The sequence below is a fragment of the Algihabitans albus genome (assembly GCF_003572205.1).
GTDB lineage: Bacteria > Pseudomonadota > Alphaproteobacteria > Kiloniellales > DSM-21159 > Algihabitans > Algihabitans albus.
This window is the reverse complement of sequence record NZ_QXNY01000001.1, coordinates 73,750-95,094: the sequence shown is the minus strand read 5'-3', so window position 1 is coordinate 95,094 and position 21,345 is coordinate 73,750. Positions and strand designations below refer to the sequence as shown.

Here is a 21,345-nt window from a genome sequence, read left to right as displayed (position 1 = left end):
ACCGCGCTGCCTTGGGGCTGGCCGGCTTGGGCCTTGGTTTCAGTCACGTCGCAGATCTCACGTAAGGTTGAGTTTTTCGGACGCCAGCTGTTTCAGCGAACGTTCCGGTCGCGGCCCCATATGGGAAATTGCCTCGCCCGCGCAAAGGGACCCAAGCTCGCCGCAGCGATAAAGACTGAGTCCCCGGGTGTAGCCGTAGAGAAAACCGGCGGCATAGGCGTCGCCGGCTCCGGTCGTATCGACGATCGGTCCCATCGGAATGGCGTCGACGACATGCACCTCATCGCCGGCCAGCACGACGGAGCCCTTCTCGCTGCGCGTCAGGGCCACCACCTCGCAGTGGCCGCGCGCCTGCTGCAGCGCGCTGTCGAAGTCGGGCGTCTCGAACAGGCTGACGATCTCCGCCTCGTTGCCGAAAAGAATATCGACATGACCCTCGATGAGCTGACGGAAGGCGGCGCGGTGCCGCTCGACGCAGAAGGGGTCCGAGAGGCTGAGCGCCACCTTGCGCTGGGCCGAATGGGCAGCCTTGGAGGCCTCCAGGAAGGCTTTCTTGGCCGGTTCAGCATCCCAGAGGTAGCCCTCCAGGTAGACGACCTTGGCGCTGCGCAGAAGATCCAGATCCAGATCCTGCGGCCCGAACTGCACGGAAACGCCCAGATAGGTGGCCATCGTACGCAGGGCGTCGGGTGTGACGAAGATCAGGCAGCGTGCGGTCGGGGGGCCGTCCGTCGCCGGCGGGGCGCGGAAGGTGGTGCCCCCGGCGCGGATGTCGTGCGCGAAGATGCCGCCCAGCTGATCGTTGCGCACCTTGCCGATGAAACCGCCCGCGCCGCCCAGCGAAGCGATGCCGGCCATCGTGTTGGCGGCGGAGCCTCCCGATACCTCGACCGCCGGGCCCATGGCGCCGTAAAGCGCCTCGGCCCGCTCGGTGTCGATCAGGGTCATGGAGCCCTTGTTGAGACCGTGGGAGACGAGGAAGTCGTCGTCGGCGTGTGTCAGGACATCGACAATGGCGTTGCCGATTCCCACCACGTCCAGCTCGGCTGCGGTCATGGTCCGTCCATTCGATAGATCTGTTTACAGCTTTGCCCTTAGCTGCCGGCGCAATCCCTACCCGAGCCGAAGCGGAAGGTCCAGCGGACTCGCTGCGGCGGCGATATTGGCCAAGGTCGTTCGTACCTCCGCAATCGCCCCGAAAATGCCACTTTGAGAGACACGGCGGATCGGGTTAACACGCGCGCTTATGGTATCCGCTCTCAGCAAAGCGTTCGGCCAGCTCTCCGACCCCGCCTCGCGTCGGGTGATCTGGCTGACCCTGACTCTCTCGGCCGGTCTCTTGATGCTGGTCTGGGCTCTTGCCGCCTGGGGCCTGTCGGCCGGCGCGGCCGGCTTGCAGTCCTGGCTTGGCGTGGAGGGCTTCTGGGCCGGTCTGCTGGAGTGGCTGGTCGGTCTCGGCGGTTTCGTCGCCTTGCTTTTCGCCTCCGCCATTCTCTTTCCCGGCGTCGCAGCGGGGATCATCAGCGGTCTCTTCATCGACAAGGTCTGTCAGGCGGTCGAGGCACGGCACTACCCGGACCTGCCGCCGGCCCGCGAGCAGCCCTTCGGCGAAGCGGTCGGCGACGGCCTGAAGCTCCTGACCGTCACCGTCGGTCTCAATCTGTTGTTGCTTCCGCTTTATCTTATCGCTGCGCCGCTCGCGCCTTTTGTGTTCTTTGGCGTTAACGGTTATCTTTTCGGACGCGAGTACTTCGAAATGATCGCCGTGCGCCGCACCGCATCCAACCAGGTGCGCGACTTGAGACAGCAAAATGGCGGCAAAGTTTTCTTTGCCGGACTGGTGATCGCGCTGCTGATGTGGATTCCCATCTTCAACATCATCGTGCCGCTGGTGGCCGCCGCCTTCATGCTGCACGTCTTCGAGGGCCTGCGCCGCAAGAGCGTGGGCGCCTCCGTTCCCTCCCCCGCGTGATGTGAAAGGATTCGTTATGTTCGGCAAGCGCAAGCCCGATACGCCTCAGTCCACAGACAACAGCAGCGATGCCTCCCGGACGGCGTCCCGCTCCAGCAAGCCCGATGCCTCGGCTCTGTTGGAGCGCCAGCCGCAGCCGCCGGTTCGCCCGGCCGGCTACCAGTCCGGTGGCGCCGGTTCCGCCGCCGCGGCTCGCAAGCCCGCAAGCAGCCAGGGCGGCGGCGACGGCGAGATGAAAAAACTGATCGTCGGCCGCGATATCCGGCTCGCCGGTGAGATCACCGCTTGCGACAAGCTGGTGGTGGAAGGGCAGGTCGAGGCCGATCTGGCCGACGCTCAGGTGCTCGAGATCGCCGAAAGCGGCCTCTTCAAGGGCCGGGCCGAAGTGGATATCGCCGAGGTCAGCGGCACCTTCGACGGCGAGTTGACGGTGCGCGAGCGGCTGGTCCTGCGGTCGACCGGCCAGGTGAAGGGAACCCTTCGCTATGCCGAACTGGAGATCGAGCGTGGTGGCCGTGTGAACGGCAGCATCGAGGAAATCGCTCAGCAGCAGCTCGGCAACGGAGCTTCGAAATCGAAGGTCGCGGCCGTCGAGGGCGATAAGGACACGCCGATGTTCGGTGCCGACAAGAAAGACGGCAAGGGTCAGGGCGAGTCCGGCAGCGCGGCGAAGGCCGGCGGCGCGGCAGGCTGATCGCGCCGCGTCCCGGGTGGGACGCCTGAGGCCAGTTGGAAAGGTCCGGCTTCGATTGAGCCGGGCGAAGACGAGCGCATCCTTCTCAAAACGAGGATGTCTCACGATCGGTTCGTTAGTGGTGTTTGGGGGGACGTGGCGTGTCTAGGATAGCGCCGATGGTGGCGGCTTTGGCCGCGACCCTATGGCTGGCCGGTTGTGCGACCGGCCAACCGGACCGGACTGTCGGGAGTTTGCAGACGAGAACCCTGTCCGCGGTCGAGGTCTCCCCTCCGCGCAGTCCCGGTGAGTTGATCGGCGCTGCGCCCGAACGTCTGCTGGCCGCGCTCGGCCAGCCGAAGGCGCAGCGCCGGGAACGGCCGGCCGAGGTCTGGCAGTACGAAGGCGGGGACTGCGTGCTGGACGTTTTCTTCTATGCCGTCACGGCGGATGACATTCAGGTCGTACATGTCGAGGCCCGCGACGGCGCGGCCCATGCCACGGATGTAGCCCCCTGCTTGAACGGGGTGCTCCAGGCGCGCGTCGACTCCTGAACCGGGTAGCGATCGGTTTGACCCATTTCGTGGGTCAGACGATTGCGTTGGATCCGGTCTGGCGAGAAATCGTTGGACAGGATCGCGACCGTAGGGAATCGCTTCGCGCGTCCGCCGGCCGCAGACACCCCGCTCTAGAGATGATCGCGGTCGAGGCCAATGTCGGTCAGGGCTTCCGCTCCGAGATTCCGGAGGTCGCGGCGCAAGCGCAGCTCCTCACGGGCCGCGAAGATTTCCGCGCGCAAATTCGCACCGAACCCCGTCACGTTGTCTCCAAGGTGGACGGCGGCGCGGCGCACGAGATCGCTGGCACCCAGGCCGGGGATGGTGCTGTCGGCGACGAAGGGTCTGTAGGCCATGAACTGAACTCCGGCTCAAATAGGTTTGCCCGGCGGCGGACCGCTTGAGTCGGAAGTATTGCCCCGGCCGCTCCGGCGCCAATGCCGGTTTCACGCAGCGCTCATGCAGTCAGCGCAGACGTTGGACAAGGATTTCTTTAGAAATTCCAATTACTTGTCGCGTCTAAGACAGGAGGGGTCGCATTCGCTCCAAAGCCTCGCTGAGGCGTGCTTCGGAGCTCGCGAAGCAGAGCCGCAGATGCCCTTCGCCGCCGGGGCCGAAGGCGGAACCGGGCGCGAGACCGACGCCGGCCTCGTGCACAAGGCGCTTGGCGAAGGCCAGGGAGTTGTCCACGCCCTCGACCTTGAAGAAGCTGTAGAAGGCGCCCGGCGGATTGGCCAGGGTCACGCGCGGCAGGTCGGCGAGACCTTGATAGACCAAGTCGCGCCCGCGCCGGCAGCGCTCCACCATCTCGGCGACGAAGGGCTCGCCCTGTTCCAGGGCGGCGATGGCACCGTGCTGCAGGAAGGCCTGCGGGCCCGAGGTGTTGAACTCGATGATCTTGTCGAAGACGTCGCCCAGCACCGGCGGATGGACGATCCAACCGAGGCGCCAGCCGGTCATGGCCCAAGCCTTCGAGAAGGAGTTCACGGCGATCACCGGTTCCTCGGGGTCGGCTTGCGCCAGGAAGGAGGGCGCCGAGAGCCGCTCGTAGGTGAAGCGGTTGTAAACCTCGTCGGCCATCAGCCAGACGCCGTACTTGCGGGTCAGACTCAGCACTTCGGCGATGCCCTGCTCGTCCAGCATCCAGCCGGTGGGATTGCCGGGCGTGGCCATGAAGAGCGCCCGCACGCCCGTCTTCAGCAGAGCCTCCAGCTTGTCCATGTCGAGCCGAAAGCCGCCGTCGGGGCTGTGGTCGAGCGAAAGCTGTACCGGCTCGCCGCCCAGCAAACGCACGGCCGACACGATGTTCGGCCAGATCGGGCTGACGATGGCGACCCGGTCCCCCGGCCGCAGGAAGGCCTGCAACACCACGATCATGGCGTTCATGCCGCTCTGGGTCAGGGTGATCCGCGCCTCGTCGGGGCGAAGGCCGTAGAGCGGGGCGGAGTAGTCGGCCAGCGCGCGCCGCATCTCCGGAAGGCCGCGTTTCATGGAATAGAAGGTCTGGCCCGACCGCAGCGCGGCGATGGCCGGCTCGCTGATGAAATCCGGCGTCGGCGCGTCGCCTTCCCCGACCCACAGGCCGATCACGTCGTCGCGCCCGAAACCCAGCTTCCAGACCTCGACGATCTGCGATTCCTCCAGCGTTTCCACCTCGGGGCGCAGGGGCAGGGGGGCCGCTTGAGCGGGTGCGTCGTCGTGCGGTTTATCGGGCATGGCTTGTCTGACCAGGGATCGGCTGAGACACAATCGTCTTCGCTAACCGCTTTGCGGTCGGGCCGCAAGGCCGCGATTGTCCCGGTGACGCAGGGTTTTCGATCTCTTTGGGCCGAGTTGTCGGACTCGCGGTCTTTGCCGGACGTCGGTGATTGCAACCGTCACAATGACGATGGCAGGTAGAGAGCATGTTCGTCGATCCCCGCCGCCTGATCTCCGCCGATCTGCTGCTTGCCGATCTCGATGGCTGTCTTGCCGTGAACAACCGGCCGCTGCCGGGGGCGGCCGACCTGGCCGCGCGGCGGGGCGCCCGCCTGCATCTCGTATCGAACAACTCCACCGACACGGCGGAGGGCCTCGCGCGGACCCTGGCGGCTGGGGGGCTGGAGATCGCGCCGACCCGCATTCATCTGGCCGGGGAGACCCTCCTGCGCCGCCTGAGGCGCGAGCGGCCGGACGCGCGGGTCCTGCTTGCCGCAGCCGGCGATCTGCCGGCCCTGGCCGAGCGGCTCGGTATCCTTCCGGGCCGGGAGGATGCGGCGATCGTCGCGCTCTGCCGCGACACCGCTTTCGACTACGGCCGGCTCCAGGTCATTGCCGGAGCGCTGGCCGGAGGCGCGGAACTCTGGGTGGCCAATCCCGACCTGACCCATCCCGGACCCAGCAAAGCTCCGGTGCCGGAGACCGGAGCCTTGCTGGCAGCGGTGCGGGCCGTGGCGCCCGGCGTCACGCCGCGGATTTTCGGCAAGCCGGAGCCGGCCCTGTTCCAAGCGGCGCTCGACGCGACCGGCGTCGCCGCGGAGGATGCGGTCATGCTCGGCGACAATCCCCGCACCGATCGTGCCGGCGCCGCATCCCTGGGCATCCCGGCCCTCCTGATCGGGACCCACCCGGACGCCGTCGCCCCCGACCTCGCAAGCCTGCTCGCGCTTGCGTCCGACCCTCACGGACCCGACCCTGAAGGAGCCGTCGCTTGAAGTTCATCCATCTGACCGACACCCATGTGGTGCCGGCCCCGCGCAAGCTCTTCGCCCTCGACCCCCGGGCGCGGCTCGCCGCCGCGGTGGCGGACATCAACCGGCAGCATGCCGACGCCGCGATGGTGGTGGTGACCGGCGACCTGACCCATTGGGGCGAGCCGGAGGCCTATGCCGATCTCAAGCTTGCGCTCGACGCGCTTGCGCCGCCCTATCGCCTGATCCCGGGCAATCACGACGACCGCACCAACTTCCTGGCCGCCTTTCCCGACAGCCCGACCGACCCGCAGGGCTTCGTGCAGTGGGCCGAGGAAACCGAGGCCGGTCTTTTCGTCTTCCTCGACACCCTGGTGCCCGGCAGCGACGGCGGCCGTCTCTGCGACGCCCGGCTGGAGTGGCTGGAGCGGACTCTGGCGGCGGCGAAGGGCCGGCCGGTCTATCTGTTTCTGCACCATGCGCCGCTCGACCTGGGGATTCCGGGCATGGATGCGATCCGCCTGCAGAACGCCGAAGCTCTGCTGCCGCTGCTGCAGGCCCAGGGCGGCCTGCGCCACATCTTCTTCGGCCACATCCATCGCACCATCGCGGGGTCCTGGCACGGCCTGCCCTACTCGACCCTGCCGGGAACGAACCATCAGGTCTTGCTGCAGTTCCATCGCGAGGATGTGCCCGGCAGCCACGAACCGCCGGCCTACGGCGTGGTCCTGCTGCGGCCCGATGCCGTCGTCATGCATGTGCAGGCCTATCTGGACGACAGCCCGCGCTTCGAGATGACCGAGGCGACCGAGCCGGCTCAGACGCTGACCGAGCTGCCGCCGCTGGAGGAAGCTCCAGCAGACCGTCCCGCCGTCTAGAGCGCGATCGTCTCGGGCGGAAGCGCTTCGCGTCCGCCCGAGACGTGAATCGCCCTCTAACCTGATGGTGAGAGTAGGAGTCACGCCTTAGGGGGATCGCCAGAGCGAGTCCACCTCGGGCGATCCTGCTCTGGACTCGAGAGCTAGAGCAATTTCGGCGCCGCCCGGCCCGTGGCGCGGCAGGCGGCGGTCAGGGTGTTGGCCAGCAGGCAGGCGATGGTCATGGGGCCGACGCCGCCGGGTACCGGAGTGATCGCGCCGGCGACCTGCCGGACCGCGTCGAAATCCACGTCGCCGACCAGCCGGCCCTTGCCGCCCGGCGTCTCCGGCTCCAGGCGGTTGATCCCGACGTCGATCACGGTTGCGCCGGGCTTGACCCAGCCGGCCTCCACCATCCGGGGCCGGCCGACGGCGGCGATCAGGATATCGCCTTCGCGGCAGATCGCCGGCAGATCGCGGGTCCGCGAGTGGGCCAAGGTGACCGTGCAGTTGGCGCCGAGCAAGAGCTGCGCCATCGGCTTGCCGACGATGTTGGAGCGGCCCAGGACGACGGCGCGCTGACCGGAAAGGTCGCCGAAACGCGCCTGCAGCAGCATCAGGCAGCCGAGCGGCGTGCAGGGCACCAGCGCGTCCTGTCCGGTCGCGAGCCGCCCGGCGTTGAGGATGTGGAAGCCGTCGACGTCCTTGGCCGGGTCGATCGCGTTGATCACCGCGGCGGCGTCGATCTGCTCCGGCAGCGGAAGCTGAACCAGGATGCCGTGCACGGCGGGGTCGCGGTTCAGACGCTCGACCAGGGCCAGCAGTTCGCCCTGGCTAGTCGAGGCCTCCAGGCGGTGCTCGAAGCTGCGCATGCCGACCTCCAGGGTCTGGCGCGCCTTGTTGCGGACGTAGACCTCGCTGGCCGGATTGTCGCCGACCAAAACCACGGCGAGGCCGGGTCTCAGGCCGCCGCCGGCCCCGCCCGCCTCGTTATCGGCCGTCAGCGCGGCCACTTGCTCCGCCACTCTGGCGCGCAGCCCGGCCGCGAAAGCCTTGCCGTCGATGATCTCAGCCGTCATCGCCCTCTGCTTCCCCCCGCTCGACCCGTCATATCCGCACGGCTTTACGATCTGCCCGCCGATGCCGTCCAGCCCTTGTCGTCCGACAGCGCGGCGACGCGCGGCGGCGGAGAAGCGTCGCAGAGGAGGCCTCGCCCGGATCGGAACTGCGCCGCGGGGCGTTACATGCCGTAAGCGAAGGATCGGAAGGCTTCGTGGACCAGACGCTGCACGAAGATAATGCCGATGATCAGCACCATCGGCGAAAGGTCGATACCCCCGAGATCCGGCAGGATGCGGCGGATCGGCTGCAGCGCCGGCTCCGTGACCCGGGCCAGGAAATCCCGGATCGTGTAGACGAACTGGTTGTAGGGGTTCGCCACATTGAAGGCGATCAGCCACGACAGCACGATCGAGGCGATCAGGAAGATCAGGTAAATCTGAACGACTGTATCGAACAGCCAAAGCAAGGCGGACATGAGTTGCGCGATGGCTCCTTCGCCGAGGTCGGGCCTGACCGGCCACGACCGGCCGACGGCTTCTAATGGGCCCGGCACGGTTTTCCAGGGAGAACGGATCCCCGGGGACCGGACGCAGGCCCGCTAGATGTGCGGATAGCGAGCGAAAATGGCAAGACGTTTCGCCCGGAGGCGGGGCGGCCCCCAAAGCGCCCCGGCGTCATGCCCTCTTATTGCCCCCCTATATTGACAAGGAGCGGGCCGCTACCCAATATCCGCCGCCTCGACAGGGGGCATCGCCGAAGCCGGCGTGTAAAGGCCCTCCGTCCCGGTCGGGGCCGTAGCTCAGTTGGGAGAGCGCAGCAATCGCACTGCTGAGGTCAGGGGTTCGATTCCCCTCGGCTCCACCACTTTTTCTCGCGTCGAGCGGCCAAGGTATGACGGCGCCGGAAACCGGCTTTGCACGAGTCGGCCCGGGCGACGCCTGTCCCTGCGCGATGCCTGTCATTGCGCAGCGCCTGTCACTGCAAGACCTTCATCCCGCTCGGCGTGTCGATTTTCGCGGAGTATCGAACTATCGGGCCTTCCCGGACCAGCGGCGGACTGCCGATCTGGAGCTGCGCGTAGAGTCTTGCGATCTCGTCGGGAGAGGGATGTTCGAGCAGGACGTCCGTGAGGCGGGCGCCCTGGTCTTCCATCCTCGTGGCGGGCGGAGGCCGGTCGCCTCTGTCGATCACGGGCGGAAGGGCCCCATTCAAGGGTAGAGAGCCATCGGGCAGCAAGGAAAACAGGAAGTACCGGCCGCCGCGCGAGCCCCGGATTTTCTTTCCAAACCGGTCGCCGTGTTCGGCCAGAACGGCATCGATCCGAGTGGTCCGTACAACCCAGCCTCTCAAGCGCCGGCCATCTGCCCAATCCGAACGAACGGTCTCCGCATCGCCGAGGCCGAACCATCGCGGTCCCGATGGCGCAGGCGTCTTCGGATCGACGGCGATGACCTCCAGGTAGACGTCGTCGCCCAATCGCAGCAGATGGTTGTGCGTGCCCATTTGCGGGTGAGTGCCGCCGTAGGGAATGTCGAGATCGAGGCAGGCGCGGACATGATCGACGCCTTCGGCCAGCGATGGAGCGATAACGGTCAGATGATCGAGCTGCAGCACTGAGCTTCGGCCCCCGGTCTGATCGAGCATAGAGATCAAATCGACTGTAGGCCGATAAGCCGGCGCCGTAACGAGCTATTCGGCGCCGCCCACGACGCGGCGCCTGGGCCGGCCGCCGCCGGCGATGCGGGCGAGTTCGGGGGCGTCCAGGATGCTTGTCGTGTTGCGGGCCGGGCGGGTGATGAGGTGTTCGTCGGCAATTCGGGCGAAGACGCGCGACACCGTTTCGGGTTGCAGCGCCAGGTAGTCCGCGATCTCCGCGTGGCTCATGGGGAGGTCGAGTTTCCCGCCCTTGCCGTCAAGCTCGTCTGCGGCGTCGACCGCCCGGCCGGATAGCTCGAGCAGGAAGGAGGCGAGGCGTTCCGCCGGCGTCTTCTTGCCGATGTTGACGCAGTGGTCGCGCAGGATATGAGTCTGGTCGGCGATCTGGGCGTCGTAGGCTTGGCTGACGCTCCGGTCGGTCCAGCGGATCTCGTCCAGCGTCCGCCCGTGCAGCGCGCAGAGGTGGGTCGGGCGGAGAGCGAAAAGCTCTCCGGTGAAGGGGCGGGGGGACCTGCGCAGCTCGATCAGGTCCGCCTGAAGAAAAAGTTGCGAGAGCGAGCGCCGGCCGTCGCTGAGCCAGGTCTGCACCGCCATGGCTCCGCCGCAGATCGCCAGGACCGGCCAGTCGCTCAGGCGCTCGCTGCTCAGAATTTCTCCTTTCCCAAGCGACAAACTGCAAGACCGGCGTGACAGCGCCTTGCGGTCCGAGGCCTTCATCACGCTGCAGATCACCTTGTTCGCTCGGGAGAATTGGCAGGCAGCGCAGGTGCTCTTCACCATAAGATTGCCCTCTTATTCAAGATGGCGAATAGTTATTCGCGTCTTTTCATTTGTCTACGTTCGGTTTTTTCTTTGCCCCGCAGTCCGAATTTCTTTCAGAAACGCCGACTTGGCAGTGTCTGCATTGATTGCAGTCAATGCAGTGGATCCAAAATTTTGTTTTTGTTGGGCTGGGATGAGATCGAAACGAGGGATAAGAGATGACCCAAGAAGGCGCATCCGAGCGGGGCGGTGAGCCCGCCGGTTGGTTGTCGAAGTGGGGTAAGATCGTGCCCGCCGGCTTGGCCGTGCTCGTGCTCGGCGTATCGGCTGCGGGAGCGCAGCAGGCCGACGGCGAAGTCTTCGCCCCCCTTCCGGACGTTCCGGAGATCGACCAGGCAAAGGCCGACCTCGGCCGGTCGCTCTTCTTCGACCCGCGTCTTTCCGGCGACACGGCGAGCTCCTGTTCGACCTGCCACGCGCCCGATCTCGGCTGGGGCGACGGGATGGCCTTGTCGAACGGCTACACGAGCGTGCTCTACTTCCGGAACGCGCCGGGGCTGTTCAACGTCGCCAACCGCAACTTCTTCATGTGGGACGGGCGGCTCGACGGTGCAGATCTGCCGACCCTCGTGCGCGATATGATCACCGAGTCGCACACCATGCAGATGGACAGCCGCCTGATGCAGGAGCGGCTGAAGCAGATCCCGGACTATGCGGAGGCCTTCCAATCGGTCTTCGGCACAGATCCCTACGGCGGGCGGATCTACAGTGCGATCGCCGAGTACCTGAAGACCATCCGCACGGTCGATGCACCTTTCGACCTCTTTCTGCGCGGAGATGAGGACGCCCTGAGCGCGGAGGCGCGGCGCGGCATGGACGTCTTCGCCGGCAAGGCCAACTGCTCGGCCTGTCACAGCGGGTCGATGCTGTCGGACGGCGGCAGGCATGCGACCGGCGTGCCCGACCATCCGGCACTGGCACAGGAGGCCGACCGCCAGATCACCATGCTGCGTTTCTACGCGACGATGGGGACGCCCAACTACATGAACCTGCGCGAGGACGTCGGGGCCTACGTGATCTCCAAGGAGGCCGAGGATATCGGCCGCTTCGCCACGCCGTCCCTTTGGGATGTGGGTCAGACCGCGCCCTACATGCACTCGGGCGTCTTCGAGACGCTGGGGGAGGTCGTGGATTTCTACGACGTGGGCACGGAGAGCCTGCCGCCGCTCGATCTCTCCGACGAGGAGAAGGGCGATCTGGTCGCCTTCCTGGAGAGCTTGACCGGCGCCGCGCCGGACGCGACCCGGCCCGAGCTGCCCGCGTACCAACTCCGCGCCCGCGGCGAGAATTAGGAGAGACTGCGATGACATCTCGTCGTTTACTGCTGGGGTCTCTGGCCGCCGGTCTTCTGACGGTCGCCGGCCTCGCCGCCGCCGCCCAGGAGCTTCCGCCTCTGGCCACCCTGCCGCCGGTGCCGGTCCCGGCCGACAATCCCATGACGCCGGAGAAGGTCGAACTCGGCCGGCAGCTGTTTTGGGACGGACGGCTGTCCGGCAACGGCGCCATGGCCTGTTCCGTCTGTCACCTGCCCGAACTCGGCTGGGGTACCGCGACGCCGATCTCCTTCGGTTATCCGGGCACCGAACACTGGCGGAACTCCCAGACGATTCTCAACAGCGCCTACTACAACAAGCTGTTCTGGGAAGGCAGCGTCACCTCGCTGGAGGCTCAGGCCCCGGCGGCGGCCGGCGGCGGCGTGGCCGGCAACGGCGACGGCTCCATGATGGAGATGCGGCTGCGCTTCGTGCCGGAGTACGTCGAGGCCTTCCGCGAGGTTTTCGGGACCGACTGGCCGAAGATCTCCCAGGCCTGGCAGGCCATCGGCGCCTATCAGCGGACTCTGGTAACCGACCCGGAGCAGGTGCCCTTCGACCGCTATCTGGCGGGCGACGAGACTGCCCTCTCGGAAGGCGCGCTGCGGGGCAGGGACCTGTTCGAAGGGCAGGCGGGCTGCATCGCCTGTCACAACGGCGCCTTGGCGTCCGACCAGCGCTACTATGCTCTGGGCGTTCCCGCCGCGCCTCAGTTCGATGACGACTCGCTCTTCCAGATCACCTTGCGCTGGGAGCTCTATCAGAAGGGTGTGCCCGAGGCGGTCTACCGCGCGGGCGACGACGACCTGGGGCTCTTCCACGTGACCAAGCGGCCCGAGGACAAGGGGCGCTTCCGCACGCCGTCCCTGCGCGAGTTGCGCTGGACCGAACCCTATATGCACAACGGCGTCTTCGCGACGCTGGAGGAAGTGGTCGCCTTCTACAACGGGGGCGGCGGTGCCGGTAACACGGTGCTTTCTCCGCTCGACCTGGACGACCGGCAGCAGGCCGATCTCGTGGCCTTCCTGGAGGCCCTGTCGATGGACGAGCCTCTCCTGCAAGACCCTCCCGAATTGCCGCAAACCCAAACCTGGGCGGAGTTTCCCGATGAGCAAAACTGATCTGAAAGAGCCCGCGTCTCGCGCACGGCAAGTCCAACAGCCAGGTCTCTGTATGGCGCGCCGCGAGTTCCTGATCCTCGGCGGCAGCGCCGTGGCCGTGCTCGCCACCGTGGGCAGCGGCGCGATGGCCCAGCAGCTGGTCTCCAGCGGGTATACCCGTAAGGTGATCGGACGCCTGTCGGAGCTTCAGCCGGGGTCCGAGGTTTCCTTCACCTACCCGACCGACGATATCGAGAACGCCCTGGTGATGTTGAACGAACCCGCCGGCGGCGGGATCGGACCGGACCGCAACGTCGTCGCCTTCAACGTCGTCTGCCCGCACATGGGCAGCTACATGACCGGCACCTTCAAGGCCGAGCACAGCGTCATGGGGCCCTGCCCGCTGCACCTCTCCACCTTCGATCTGACCAAGCACGGCATGGTCGTCTCCGGTCACGCGAGCGTCAGCCTGCCGCAGATCGTCCTGGAGGCCGACGGCGACGAGATCGTGGCGACCGGCGTCATGGGGCTCTTCTACGGCTACAACCGCAATCCCTCCGGGGCGTAAGGGAAGCACTGTAATGACCGACATCATTGGTAATATCGAACGCGTGCCCTTGCCGCCGGTGACCGCCGAGTTGCTGACCACGGCCTGCTCCTACTGCATCGTCGCCTGCGGCTACCGCGTCTATCGCTGGCCCGTGGGCCAAGAGGGTGGTCCAGCGGCGGACCAGAACGCGCTCGGGATCGACTTCCCGACGGCGGGCGGGTCCTGGATCTCGCCGTCGCAGCACAACATCGCGATCCACGAAGGCCAGGAACACCATGTCGTGGTGATGCCCGATCCCGATACCGAGGTGGTGAACCCCCTGGGCAACCACTCGGTGCGTGGCGGAACCCTGGCCCAGAAGATCTACAATCCCAGGACCCCGACCCGCGACCGGCTGAAGTATCCGATGGTCCGCGTGGCCGGCGTGCTGACGCCCGTCTCCTGGGATCTGGTCACCGACGTGATGGCCGAGGTCTCCAAGCATGTGCTCCGGACTCACGGCGAGCACGCCTGGGGCATGAAGGCCTATTCATACGAGTATTTCGAGAACACCTACGCGATCTCGAAGCTGGTCAACCGGGGGATCGGCACGCCGGTCTTCGCGCCGCACGACAAGCCGCAGGCGGCGGAGGATGCCGCCGGTCTGGACGACAGCGGCGTCAACTCCTTCTCCGCCTCCTACGCCGACTGGGGCGCCTGCGACGTCGCCTTCCTGTCGGGCGTCGATCCCTACGAGACCAAAACGGTGCTCTTCACCGAGTGGATGATGTACGGCGAGAATCCGGCGAAGAAGATGATCTTCGTCACGCCGCACCGGACCATGGGCGTGGAGTACGGCCTGCAGAACGGCGGGCTCTGGCTGCCGATCACGCCGGGTACCGATACCGCCCTGCATCTGGCCATGGCCAAGATCGTCCTGGACAACGGCTGGCAGGACCAGGACTTCATCGAGCGCTGGGTCAACAACCGCTGGGAGATCGAGTCCGGCTACGGACGCGGCACCCGCAACACGCGCTGGCAGTGGCGGACGACCTGGGGCCGCTGGCAGAGCGACTGGGAGGACTATCAGGACTTCATCGCCAACGAGCCGGCCGCCCGGCTGGAGGAAGCCGCGGCCATCACCGGACTGGACGCCGACCTGATCGAGGCGGCGGCGGAGATGATCGCGCGTCCGCGCGACGACGGCAGCCGCCCGAAGACCTCCTTCATGCTGGAGAAGGGCAACTACTGGTCCAACAACTACATGAACACCGCCTCCCTGGCGTCGCTGGCCCTGGTCTGCGGGGCGGGCAACCGTCCGGGCCAGGTAATCTCGCGCGGCGGCGGTCATCAGCGCGGCGGCATGAGCGCCGGCGGCGGCCGTGGCTTCCTGAGCCCCGAAAAGCATCCCGGACGGCGCAAGAAGTCGCTCAACGTCGACCGTTGGGTGATGGACGGCAAGGTCAAGTTCATGTGGACCATCGGCCTGACCTGGTTCCCGGCGATGCTGGCGTCACAGGCGCTGTCCTCGCGGGTCGCCGACCTGACCGTGCGGAATCCGCATCACGCCACCAACGTCAACCGCGACCATCTGATCGAGACGCTGATCGCGCGGGTCGAATCGGGCGGCATGGTGCTGGTCGACTCCGACATCTATCCGGTCGACCCGCTCAACACGCAGTATGCCGATATCGTGCTGCCGGCCGCCGGCTGGGGCGAGGTGGACTTCACCCGCTGCAACGCCGAACGCCGCCTGCGTCTCTATTCCAAATTCAACGACGCGCCCGGCGACGCCAAGCCGGACTGGTGGGCGGTCTCGCAGTTCGCCCAGAAGATGGGCTTCGAGGGTTTCGACTGGACCGACTCCAACGAGATTTTCGAGGAGGCGGCGCGCCATTCCCGCAACGGCGTTCTCAACTACTACGCCCTGGCGGTCCAGGCGAAACGGGAAGGCAAGGCGGGTCACGAGAAGCTACGCGAATATGGGACGACCGGCATCCAGACGCCGATCCGCATGGTCGACGGCGAGCTGACCGGGACGCCCCGTCTGCACGACCCGGACAACGACTGGGGCGAGCTGGAGGACGTGACCACCGATAAGAAGTGGCTCTATGCCTTCGGGACGCACACCGGCAAGGCCAACCTGCTGAAGACACCCTGGGTCAACGATAGCTGGTCGGATTTCTACGAGGCGATCAAGCCGCGGGCCGAAAAGGGGGAAATCTGGATCACCAACGGCCGGGTGAACGAGACCTGGCAATCCGGCTTCGACGATCTGCGCAAGCCCGAGCTGGCCCGGCGCTGGCCCTGGCCGCACATCGTGATCCATCCCGACGACGCCGCGCCGCACGGCATCGAGTCCGGCGATCTGGTCGAGGGGTTCAACGACACGGTCTATGTTCAGGAGGGCGAGCCGGTCGGCGTGAAGTCCGACGACCTCAGCTTCACGAAGCTGATGGAGAACGGGCATATTCGCACCACGACCGGGCAGTTCGTCGCCGTCGCCATTGTCTCCGACGAGATGCGCCCGGGTGTCGCGAAGGCGGCCTTCAACTATCCGGGCTCGATGGCCAACGCGGTCTGCCACGCAGTGCCGGACCCGGTCAGCGGCAACTACCGCTACAAGCTCGGCCGCGGCGTGCTCCGCCGCATCGGGCCCTCGGCCTACGAGGAGAACTTCCTGGAGATGTCGCTGAAGCCCCGGCCGATCGTCAGCGGCTAGCGGCCTGCGCGACAGGTCTCGATTCGAGGTTCAGGGCGGCCCGCTTCGGCGGGCCGCTTTTTTCCTTAGGAGATGCTCGCCGCCTAGAGCCTGTTGTGATGGTATGGACTCGCTTCGCGGTTCCGCCGATCCCAAGAAACAGACTCTCACACTTCGAATCGAGACTGGATTCAACGGAATCGCCGGACCCAATAGGTGGGTCCGACCGATCACTATCTGGTCTAGGCCTCCATCGGATCCGCGAAGGGCGCCGTGGGCACGGCGCCGGTCGGGAGATCTCGCGCGGTCTCGTCCTGCGACAGAGCGGCAACCGTCGCCCACATGCGCTCTTCCGCCGCTGATTTCGGTGTGGTGAGGCGCAGGGCGGTCATGAAGAGCTCGCTGCTGGGCAGGCTGCCGGCGAGTTCCGTCAGGCTGCCCCGGCCGATTTCGCCCAGGGCCAGAGAGCGCGGCACCCAGGCGATCCCGACGCCGGCCACGGCCAGCTGGAGCGCCGCCGGGGTCAGGGCCGTTTCCGCCTTTCTTTGAATGAAACTGCGGGCCGGCAGCCTGGGAAAGACCTTGGCTTCCAGCAGGCTGCCGAGAAAGACGTCCGGAGGATAGGCGATGACCGGCAGCTCGCCCAGAGCATAGGCTTCGTTCAACTGCGTCAGGCGGTTCGTGGCGTAGACGGGGACCAGCCGTTCGCGGCCGACCGCGCAGCGCTCCAGGAAATCCTCGTCGGCGGCCAGCCTGTCGCCCTCGCTCTCGTAGATCAGAATGATATCCGCCTGCCGCGTCATCAGCAGGATGAGACACTCTTTACGATTGGCCGAGCGCAGACGGATGCTGAGATCCTGCCGATCCGACAGGCGGTTGATCAGATGGGGCGCCATCGCGGTGGTGATGGCGTGTTGGCTGGCGATCACCACGCGATTTTGTGCCGTACGGTCCTGCCGCTTCAGATCCAGTGTCAGTTGGCGCAGGCCGGCGGCGAGTTCCTGCATGCGCTGGCGCTGATCGAGCAGGGAAGTCTTGATCTGCACCGGTTTGCGAGTGCGGTCGAGCAGTTCGACCCCGATATGCTCCTCGATCGAGCGGATGCGCCGGGAAAAGGCAGGCTGGGTCGAAAAGCGTTTTTCCGCGGCCCGGCTGAGTGAACCGGTCTCCATGACGGCCAAGAGATCCTCGATCCACTCGAGACGCATGATGCTCTCACAATATGCAATGTAAGCATATTATTACGAAAAATTGGCATTTGCGCAAAGGATTGGATCACGCAAAGATCGGTTTTTGCATCACTTCGCGCCGCACGAAAGGTCCACCTCATGCATCTTGCCCGCTTCCCGCGCATCCATCTGGCGCATCTGCCGACGCCGCTGGAGCGGATGGACCGCCTGTCCAAGGAACTCGGCGGCCCGGAACTCTGGATCAAGCGGGACGACTGCACGGGTCTTTCCACCGGCGGCAACAAGACGCGCAAGCTCGAATTCCTGATGGCCGAGGCCGAGGCCGAGGGTGCCGACATGGTGGTGACCCAGGGCGCGACTCAGTCGAACCATGCCCGCCAGACCGCGGCCTTCGCGGCCAAACTCGGCCTGGACTGCCACATCCTGCTCGAGGACCGCACCGGCTACGAGGACAGCAATTACCGAGAGAACGGCAACGTCTTCCTGGATTACCTGCATGGCGCGACCGCCGAAAAGCGCCCTTCGGGTCTCGACATGCAGGCGGAGATGGAGGCCGTGGCCGATCAACTGCGCGCAGGCGGCCGCAAGGTCTACGCGATTCCGGGCGGCGGTTCGAATCCGACGGGCGCGCTCGGCTACGTCAACTGCGCGCTCGAGCTGGTCAACCAGGCCAACGAGCGCGGGCTGCGGATCGACCGGCTGGTTCACGCCACCGGCAGCGCGGGAACGCAGGCGGGCCTGGTGGTCGGCCTGAAGGCGATGAACGCGAACATTCCCCTGCTCGGGATCGGGGTGCGCGCGCCCAAGCCCAAGCAGGAGGAGAACGTCTATAAGCTGGCGGCGGCGACGGCCGAAAAACTCGGCTGTTCGGGCGTCGTGACGCGCGAGGACGTCGTGGCCAACACCGATTACGTGGGCGAGGGCTACGGCATTCCGACCCCCGGGACGATCGAGGCCATCGAGATGTTCGCCCAGCTCGAGGGCATCCTGCTCGACCCGGTTTATTCCGCTAAAGGTGCAGCCGGTCTCATAGATCTCATCCGCAAGGGGCATTTTGAACAAGGCGAACGCATCGTCTTCCTGCATACTGGGGGATCAGCCGCGTTGTTCGGTTATACGATGGCGTTCGATTACGCACCGCTGTCCGAGCCGATCGCGGCGCAGTAGCGGCGAAGGAAGGCGGGGCGATGTCCTCTCGACACTTGCCACAGGGCGCTCCGGGAGCCTTTACCGGTAGCTTCACCCAGCAAGAGCCGATTGGTGAAGAGGCCATCGCGGCCGCGGTCGAGGTCCTCCGGTCCGGTCGGCTGCATCGCTACAATACGCTCGGCGACGAGCTGTCGGAAGCATCGCGTCTCGAGCGCGACTATGCCGACTATCAGGGCAGCCGCTACTGCCTGGCCTGCGCGTCCGGCGGTTATGCCATGCAGATCGCGCTGAAAGCGGCCGGACTGCGGGCTGGCGAAGCGGTGCTCACCAACGCCTTCACCCTGGCGCCCGTGCCGGGGGCCATCGTCAATGCCGGCGGAGCGCCGGTCTTCGTGGAGATCACGCGGGACCTGGTCCTCGATCTCGATGACCTCGCGCGTAAACACGCGGACAGCGGCGCGCGTTTCCTGTTGCTGTCTCATATGCGCGGCCATCTGGCCGACATGGACCGGCTTATGGCCTTCGCCGAAGCTCATGGGGTCACCGTGATCGAGGACTGCGCCCACACGATGGGTGCGCAGTGGCGCGGTCGCAACAGCGGAAACTTCGGCTTGGCCGGGTGCTTCAGCACCCAGACCTACAAACATCTGAACTCGGGCGAAGGCGGGTTTCTGACCTCCGACGATCCAGACTTCATGGCCCGCGCCATCGTGCTGTCCGGGTCCTACATGCAGTACGAACGGCATGGCGCCGCGCCGGGGCCGGAGGCCTTCGCCGATGTTCGCCTGGAGACGCCGAACTGGTCCGGACGGATGGACAATCTGCGTGCCGCGGTCTTGCGGCCGCAGCTCGCCGGTCTGGATGCCAACTGCGCGCGCTGGAACGAGCGCTACCGCGCGGTCGAGCGCAAACTGCGCAGCGTCAACAGTCTGGAGGTCCCGGTCCGCCCGCCCGAGGAGCGCTACGTCGGCAGCTCGATCCAGTTTCTCGTTCCGGGCATTTCGGAAGCGGCGGCGCGCACCTTTCTCGCCGCCACCGGGGCGCTCGGCGTGGAGTTGAAGTGGTTCGGCGACGAGGAGCCGGTGGCCTTCACCAGCACCCATAAGAGTTGGCGCTACCTCGAGCCGCAGTCGCTGCCGCAGACGGATGCCGTCCTCTCCGGGCTCTTCGACATGCGCATTCCCTTGACCTTCTCGCTCGAAGACTGCGCGCAGATCGGCGATATCATCGCCACCTGCGCTCAGACGCTTGCGGACAGGAGCGCGGCTTGATGGACAAGCCGTCGTTCCCTGTCGCCGCTCAGTCGCCGGCCAGCAAGTCTCCAGTCGGTATTCTCGGCGGCATGGGGCCCGAGGCCACCGTCCTGCTGATGTCGCGCGTGCTCGCCGCGACGCCGGCGCAGGACGACAGCGATCACGTGCCGCTGCTGGTCGACTGCAACAGTCAGGTTCCCTCGCGCATCAAGGCGCTGATAGAGGGAACCGGCGAAAGCCCGGGGCCGGTTCTGGCCGCGATGGCCGCACGGCTGGTCGCCATGGGTGCGACGGCGCTTGCCATGCCCTGCAACACGGCTCACGCCTACCTGCCCGAGATCCGCGCTGCGGCCGGCGAGGTTCCTTTGCTCGACATGGTCGGGCTGACGGCCGCGCGGCTCGCCGCGCTCGCGCCGAGACCGAAGCGGGTCGGTATGCTCGCTTCGACCGCGGTGCAGATCACCGGTCTCTACAGAGAGGCTCTGGCCGACCGGGGCATCGAGGAGATTTTCCCACAGCGGCAGGCCGAGGTGATGGAGATCATCCGCGCCGTCAAGCGCGGCGACGCGGGCGCGCCCGAGCGGGCGGCTCTGGCGGAAATCTCCGTCTCACTGATCGCCGAGGGGGCCGACGCGCTTGCCATCGCCTGCACCGAGATTTCGGTGATCGCCGATGGCCTACCGAGGGCCGTACCGATTCTCGACGCGATAGACGTGCTGGCCGCGGCGATCGCCGACGGCTGGAAGAACCAAAACGCCGTGCTTCGGCCGGGCCCGGCGATATCAGCGAAATCAGTCGGCCGAAAGAACAGGGAGTTTGCAACGTGATCAAGTCAACCACCCGTCTTGCCCTTGCGGCAGGCGTTTTCAGCATGGCGTCCCTGTCGACGGCCGCCCCTGGGGCTTCAGCCGCCGATCTGGTTCTGGGCGTTCCCAACTGGCCTGCGGCCAGCGCGACCGCCAACGTTTTGAAGCTCGTGATCGAGGAGAACTTCGGCCTCGACGTGCAGCTGCAGAACGGTACCAATCCGATCATCTTCGAGGCCATGGACCAGGGCTCGATGCATCTGCATCCCGAGGTCTGGATGCCGAACCAGCAGAACCTGCACGATCGCTACGTGAAGGAAAGTCAGTCGGTTATAATGAACGACAACCCGGTCCAGGCCGTGCAGGGGATGTGCGTGCCGAGCTATGTCGTCGAGGAGTACGATATCCGCTCGATCGAGGATCTGACCGATCCGGAAAAGATGGCGATCTTCGACAAGGACGGCAACGGACGGCCCGAGATCTGGATCGGTGCGCCGGGCTGGGCCTCCACGGCCATCGAGCGCATCCGGGCCAAGTCCTACGGTTACGACGAGGTGCTGGATCTGCAGGAGTACGACGGAACCGTCGCCTGGGGTGCGCTGGGGACCGCCGTCGATGCCGGAGAGCCCTGGCTCGGCTTCTGCTACGACCCGCACTTCATCTTCGTCGCCTACGATCTGACCTTCCTGGAGGAGCCGGAACACGATCCGGACACCTGGACCATCATCCAGCCGACCGACGATCCGGCCTGGCTCGAGAAGTCGGAGGCTTCGACGGCCTGGAAGGGGGCGACGCTCCACCTGCACTACGCAGCCAGCATCCAGGAGGAATTCCCGGAGGTTGCGGCCATGCTCGACGCCTACAAGATGCCGTCGGAGGCGCTCAGCGAGATGGGGTATGCCCTGACCCTCGAGGACATGGACCCCGCCGTCTTCGCCCGTCAATGGGTCGATGAGAACGAAGACGTCGTTCTCGGCTGGCTGACCGAATGATCCGCTGACCGAGTCATCCGTTGACCTCATGTGAGTCCTCGACC

The 21,345-nt window shown here is 66.1% G+C and carries 21 protein-coding genes and 1 other RNA gene; 14 read left to right on the top strand and 8 right to left on the bottom strand.

The window, feature by feature from the left end; genetic code table 11:
* Positions 1-57: 57 nt before the first annotated feature.
* Positions 58-1,056, bottom strand: a complete 999-nt coding sequence (locus DBZ32_RS00455) for an adenosine kinase (protein ID WP_119165159.1) — start codon at positions 1,054-1,056, stop codon at positions 58-60.
* A gap of 190 nt (positions 1,057-1,246) precedes the next feature.
* On the opposite strand from DBZ32_RS00455, the gene DBZ32_RS00450 reads away from it, so the two are divergent.
* The 3 genes from DBZ32_RS00450 (at position 1,247) to DBZ32_RS00440 (ending at position 3,199) form a co-directional block, all read left to right on the top strand.
* Positions 1,247-1,972, top strand: coding sequence for an EI24 domain-containing protein (locus DBZ32_RS00450; RefSeq protein ID WP_119165158.1), 726 nt, complete (start codon positions 1,247-1,249; stop codon positions 1,970-1,972).
* Positions 1,973-1,988: 16 nt separating this feature from the next.
* Positions 1,989-2,666, top strand: a complete 678-nt coding sequence (locus tag DBZ32_RS00445; RefSeq protein WP_119165157.1) for a bactofilin family protein — start codon at positions 1,989-1,991, stop codon at positions 2,664-2,666.
* A 158-nt stretch (positions 2,667-2,824) separates the two neighbouring features.
* Positions 2,825-3,199 carry a hypothetical protein gene (locus DBZ32_RS00440; protein WP_119165156.1) on the top strand — a complete coding sequence of 125 codons (375 nt, stop codon included), beginning with the start codon at positions 2,825-2,827 and terminating at the stop codon, positions 3,197-3,199.
* A 134-nt stretch (positions 3,200-3,333) separates the two neighbouring features.
* Here DBZ32_RS00440 and DBZ32_RS00435 read toward each other — a convergent pair whose 3' ends face one another.
* Positions 3,334-3,558: a hypothetical protein gene (locus DBZ32_RS00435; RefSeq protein ID WP_119165155.1), complete on the bottom strand. Its 225-nt coding sequence runs from the start codon at positions 3,556-3,558 to the stop codon at positions 3,334-3,336.
* A 163-nt stretch (positions 3,559-3,721) separates the two neighbouring features.
* Positions 3,722-4,918 carry a pyridoxal phosphate-dependent aminotransferase gene (locus DBZ32_RS00430; protein ID WP_119165154.1) on the bottom strand — a complete coding sequence of 399 codons (1,197 nt, stop codon included), beginning with the start codon at positions 4,916-4,918 and terminating at the stop codon, positions 3,722-3,724.
* Between the two features lie 188 nt (positions 4,919-5,106).
* Between DBZ32_RS00430 and DBZ32_RS00425 the strand changes: the two genes are divergently transcribed.
* Entirely contained in the window at positions 5,107-5,895 is a 789-nt protein-coding gene (locus tag DBZ32_RS00425) for an HAD-IIA family hydrolase (RefSeq protein WP_119165153.1), read from the top strand.
* A complete protein-coding gene (locus DBZ32_RS00420) occupies positions 5,892-6,749 on the top strand; it encodes a phosphodiesterase (RefSeq protein ID WP_119165152.1) in 858 nt (285 codons plus the stop codon). The genes DBZ32_RS00425 and DBZ32_RS00420 overlap by 4 nt, the downstream gene beginning before the upstream one ends.
* A gap of 143 nt (positions 6,750-6,892) precedes the next feature.
* Here the strand turns inward: DBZ32_RS00420 and folD are convergent, their stop codons facing one another.
* Positions 6,893-7,807 carry a bifunctional methylenetetrahydrofolate dehydrogenase/methenyltetrahydrofolate cyclohydrolase FolD gene (gene folD, locus DBZ32_RS00415; RefSeq protein ID WP_119165151.1) on the bottom strand — a complete coding sequence of 305 codons (915 nt, stop codon included), beginning with the start codon at positions 7,805-7,807 and terminating at the stop codon, positions 6,893-6,895.
* 161 nt (positions 7,808-7,968) lie between these two features.
* The gene (locus DBZ32_RS00410; RefSeq protein WP_119165150.1) at positions 7,969-8,265 is read right to left on the bottom strand and encodes a YggT family protein; all 297 of its coding nucleotides are present in this window, start codon (positions 8,263-8,265) and stop codon (positions 7,969-7,971) included.
* Between the two features lie 313 nt (positions 8,266-8,578).
* On the opposite strand from DBZ32_RS00410, the gene ssrA reads away from it, so the two are divergent.
* Positions 8,579-8,654: a transfer-messenger RNA gene (gene ssrA, locus DBZ32_RS00405) on the top strand.
* A 111-nt stretch (positions 8,655-8,765) separates the two neighbouring features.
* On the opposite strand, the gene DBZ32_RS00400 is transcribed toward ssrA, so the two are convergent.
* Together DBZ32_RS00400 and DBZ32_RS00395 are read right to left on the bottom strand one after the other, a co-directional pair.
* Positions 8,766-9,434: a VOC family protein gene (locus tag DBZ32_RS00400; protein WP_235829932.1), complete on the bottom strand. Its 669-nt coding sequence runs from the start codon at positions 9,432-9,434 to the stop codon at positions 8,766-8,768.
* A gap of 45 nt (positions 9,435-9,479) precedes the next feature.
* Positions 9,480-10,226 (bottom strand): Crp/Fnr family transcriptional regulator, encoded by a 747-nt coding sequence (locus tag DBZ32_RS00395; protein WP_119165149.1) that lies wholly within the window; start codon positions 10,224-10,226, stop codon positions 9,480-9,482.
* A 200-nt stretch (positions 10,227-10,426) separates the two neighbouring features.
* Here DBZ32_RS00395 and DBZ32_RS00390 point away from each other — a divergent pair, with 200 nt between their 5' ends.
* The 4 genes from DBZ32_RS00390 to DBZ32_RS00375 are packed head-to-tail and all read left to right on the top strand — an operon-like array spanning position 10,427 to position 15,932.
* Entirely contained in the window at positions 10,427-11,560 is a 1,134-nt protein-coding gene (locus DBZ32_RS00390; protein WP_119165148.1) for a cytochrome-c peroxidase, read from the top strand.
* A gap of 11 nt (positions 11,561-11,571) precedes the next feature.
* Positions 11,572-12,702, top strand: coding sequence for a cytochrome-c peroxidase (locus tag DBZ32_RS00385; protein WP_119165147.1), 1,131 nt, complete (start codon positions 11,572-11,574; stop codon positions 12,700-12,702).
* The gene (locus tag DBZ32_RS00380) at positions 12,689-13,249 is read left to right on the top strand and encodes a Rieske 2Fe-2S domain-containing protein (protein WP_119165146.1); all 561 of its coding nucleotides are present in this window, start codon (positions 12,689-12,691) and stop codon (positions 13,247-13,249) included. The genes DBZ32_RS00385 and DBZ32_RS00380 overlap by 14 nt, the downstream gene beginning before the upstream one ends.
* Positions 13,250-13,262: 13 nt before the next feature.
* Positions 13,263-15,932 carry an arsenate reductase (azurin) large subunit gene (locus DBZ32_RS00375; protein WP_119165145.1) on the top strand — a complete coding sequence of 890 codons (2,670 nt, stop codon included), beginning with the start codon at positions 13,263-13,265 and terminating at the stop codon, positions 15,930-15,932.
* A 221-nt stretch (positions 15,933-16,153) separates the two neighbouring features.
* Here the strand turns inward: DBZ32_RS00375 and DBZ32_RS00370 are convergent, their stop codons facing one another.
* A complete protein-coding gene (locus DBZ32_RS00370; RefSeq protein ID WP_119165144.1) occupies positions 16,154-17,119 on the bottom strand; it encodes a LysR family transcriptional regulator in 966 nt (321 codons plus the stop codon).
* 120 nt (positions 17,120-17,239) lie between these two features.
* Between DBZ32_RS00370 and cuyA the strand changes: the two genes are divergently transcribed.
* From cuyA to DBZ32_RS00350, 4 genes are read left to right on the top strand one after another with little or no spacing between them, the layout of a single operon-like run.
* Positions 17,240-18,268 carry a D-cysteate sulfo-lyase gene (gene cuyA / locus DBZ32_RS00365; protein WP_119165143.1) on the top strand — a complete coding sequence of 343 codons (1,029 nt, stop codon included), beginning with the start codon at positions 17,240-17,242 and terminating at the stop codon, positions 18,266-18,268.
* Between the two features lie 20 nt (positions 18,269-18,288).
* Positions 18,289-19,521 carry a DegT/DnrJ/EryC1/StrS family aminotransferase gene (locus DBZ32_RS00360; protein ID WP_119165142.1) on the top strand — a complete coding sequence of 411 codons (1,233 nt, stop codon included), beginning with the start codon at positions 18,289-18,291 and terminating at the stop codon, positions 19,519-19,521.
* Positions 19,521-20,330, top strand: coding sequence for a cysteate racemase (cuyB, locus tag DBZ32_RS00355; RefSeq protein WP_119165141.1), 810 nt, complete (start codon positions 19,521-19,523; stop codon positions 20,328-20,330). Before DBZ32_RS00360 ends, cuyB begins: the two co-directional genes overlap by 1 nt.
* The gene (locus DBZ32_RS00350; RefSeq protein ID WP_208539055.1) at positions 20,327-21,301 is read left to right on the top strand and encodes an ABC transporter substrate-binding protein; all 975 of its coding nucleotides are present in this window, start codon (positions 20,327-20,329) and stop codon (positions 21,299-21,301) included. Before cuyB ends, DBZ32_RS00350 begins: the two co-directional genes overlap by 4 nt.
* The last annotated feature ends 44 nt before the right edge of the window (positions 21,302-21,345 follow it).

What these genes read in the sequence shown, in the direction of transcription:
- DBZ32_RS00455 (WP_119165159.1), bottom strand. Translation starts at nt 1,056, where the DNA reads ATGACCGCAGCCGAGCTGGACGTGGTGGGAATCGGCAACGCCATTGTC.
- DBZ32_RS00450 (WP_119165158.1), top strand. Translation starts at nt 1,247, where the DNA reads ATGGTATCCGCTCTCAGCAAAGCGTTCGGCCAGCTCTCCGACCCCGCC.
- DBZ32_RS00445 (WP_119165157.1), top strand. Translation starts at nt 1,989, where the DNA reads ATGTTCGGCAAGCGCAAGCCCGATACGCCTCAGTCCACAGACAACAGC.
- DBZ32_RS00440 (WP_119165156.1), top strand. Translation starts at nt 2,825, where the DNA reads ATGGTGGCGGCTTTGGCCGCGACCCTATGGCTGGCCGGTTGTGCGACC.
- DBZ32_RS00435 (WP_119165155.1), bottom strand. Translation starts at nt 3,558, where the DNA reads ATGGCCTACAGACCCTTCGTCGCCGACAGCACCATCCCCGGCCTGGGT.
- DBZ32_RS00430 (WP_119165154.1), bottom strand. Translation starts at nt 4,918, where the DNA reads ATGCCCGATAAACCGCACGACGACGCACCCGCTCAAGCGGCCCCCCTG.
- DBZ32_RS00425 (WP_119165153.1), top strand. Translation starts at nt 5,107, where the DNA reads ATGTTCGTCGATCCCCGCCGCCTGATCTCCGCCGATCTGCTGCTTGCC.
- folD (WP_119165151.1), bottom strand. Translation starts at nt 7,807, where the DNA reads ATGACGGCTGAGATCATCGACGGCAAGGCTTTCGCGGCCGGGCTGCGC.
- DBZ32_RS00410 (WP_119165150.1), bottom strand. Translation starts at nt 8,265, where the DNA reads ATGTCCGCCTTGCTTTGGCTGTTCGATACAGTCGTTCAGATTTACCTG.
- DBZ32_RS00400 (WP_235829932.1), bottom strand. Translation starts at nt 9,434, where the DNA reads ATGCTCGATCAGACCGGGGGCCGAAGCTCAGTGCTGCAGCTCGATCAT.
- DBZ32_RS00395 (WP_119165149.1), bottom strand. Translation starts at nt 10,226, where the DNA reads ATGGTGAAGAGCACCTGCGCTGCCTGCCAATTCTCCCGAGCGAACAAG.
- DBZ32_RS00390 (WP_119165148.1), top strand. Translation starts at nt 10,427, where the DNA reads ATGACCCAAGAAGGCGCATCCGAGCGGGGCGGTGAGCCCGCCGGTTGG.
- DBZ32_RS00385 (WP_119165147.1), top strand. Translation starts at nt 11,572, where the DNA reads ATGACATCTCGTCGTTTACTGCTGGGGTCTCTGGCCGCCGGTCTTCTG.
- DBZ32_RS00380 (WP_119165146.1), top strand. Translation starts at nt 12,689, where the DNA reads ATGAGCAAAACTGATCTGAAAGAGCCCGCGTCTCGCGCACGGCAAGTC.
- DBZ32_RS00375 (WP_119165145.1), top strand. Translation starts at nt 13,263, where the DNA reads ATGACCGACATCATTGGTAATATCGAACGCGTGCCCTTGCCGCCGGTG.
- DBZ32_RS00370 (WP_119165144.1), bottom strand. Translation starts at nt 17,119, where the DNA reads ATGCGTCTCGAGTGGATCGAGGATCTCTTGGCCGTCATGGAGACCGGT.
- cuyA (WP_119165143.1), top strand. Translation starts at nt 17,240, where the DNA reads ATGCATCTTGCCCGCTTCCCGCGCATCCATCTGGCGCATCTGCCGACG.
- DBZ32_RS00360 (WP_119165142.1), top strand. Translation starts at nt 18,289, where the DNA reads ATGTCCTCTCGACACTTGCCACAGGGCGCTCCGGGAGCCTTTACCGGT.
- cuyB (WP_119165141.1), top strand. Translation starts at nt 19,521, where the DNA reads ATGGACAAGCCGTCGTTCCCTGTCGCCGCTCAGTCGCCGGCCAGCAAG.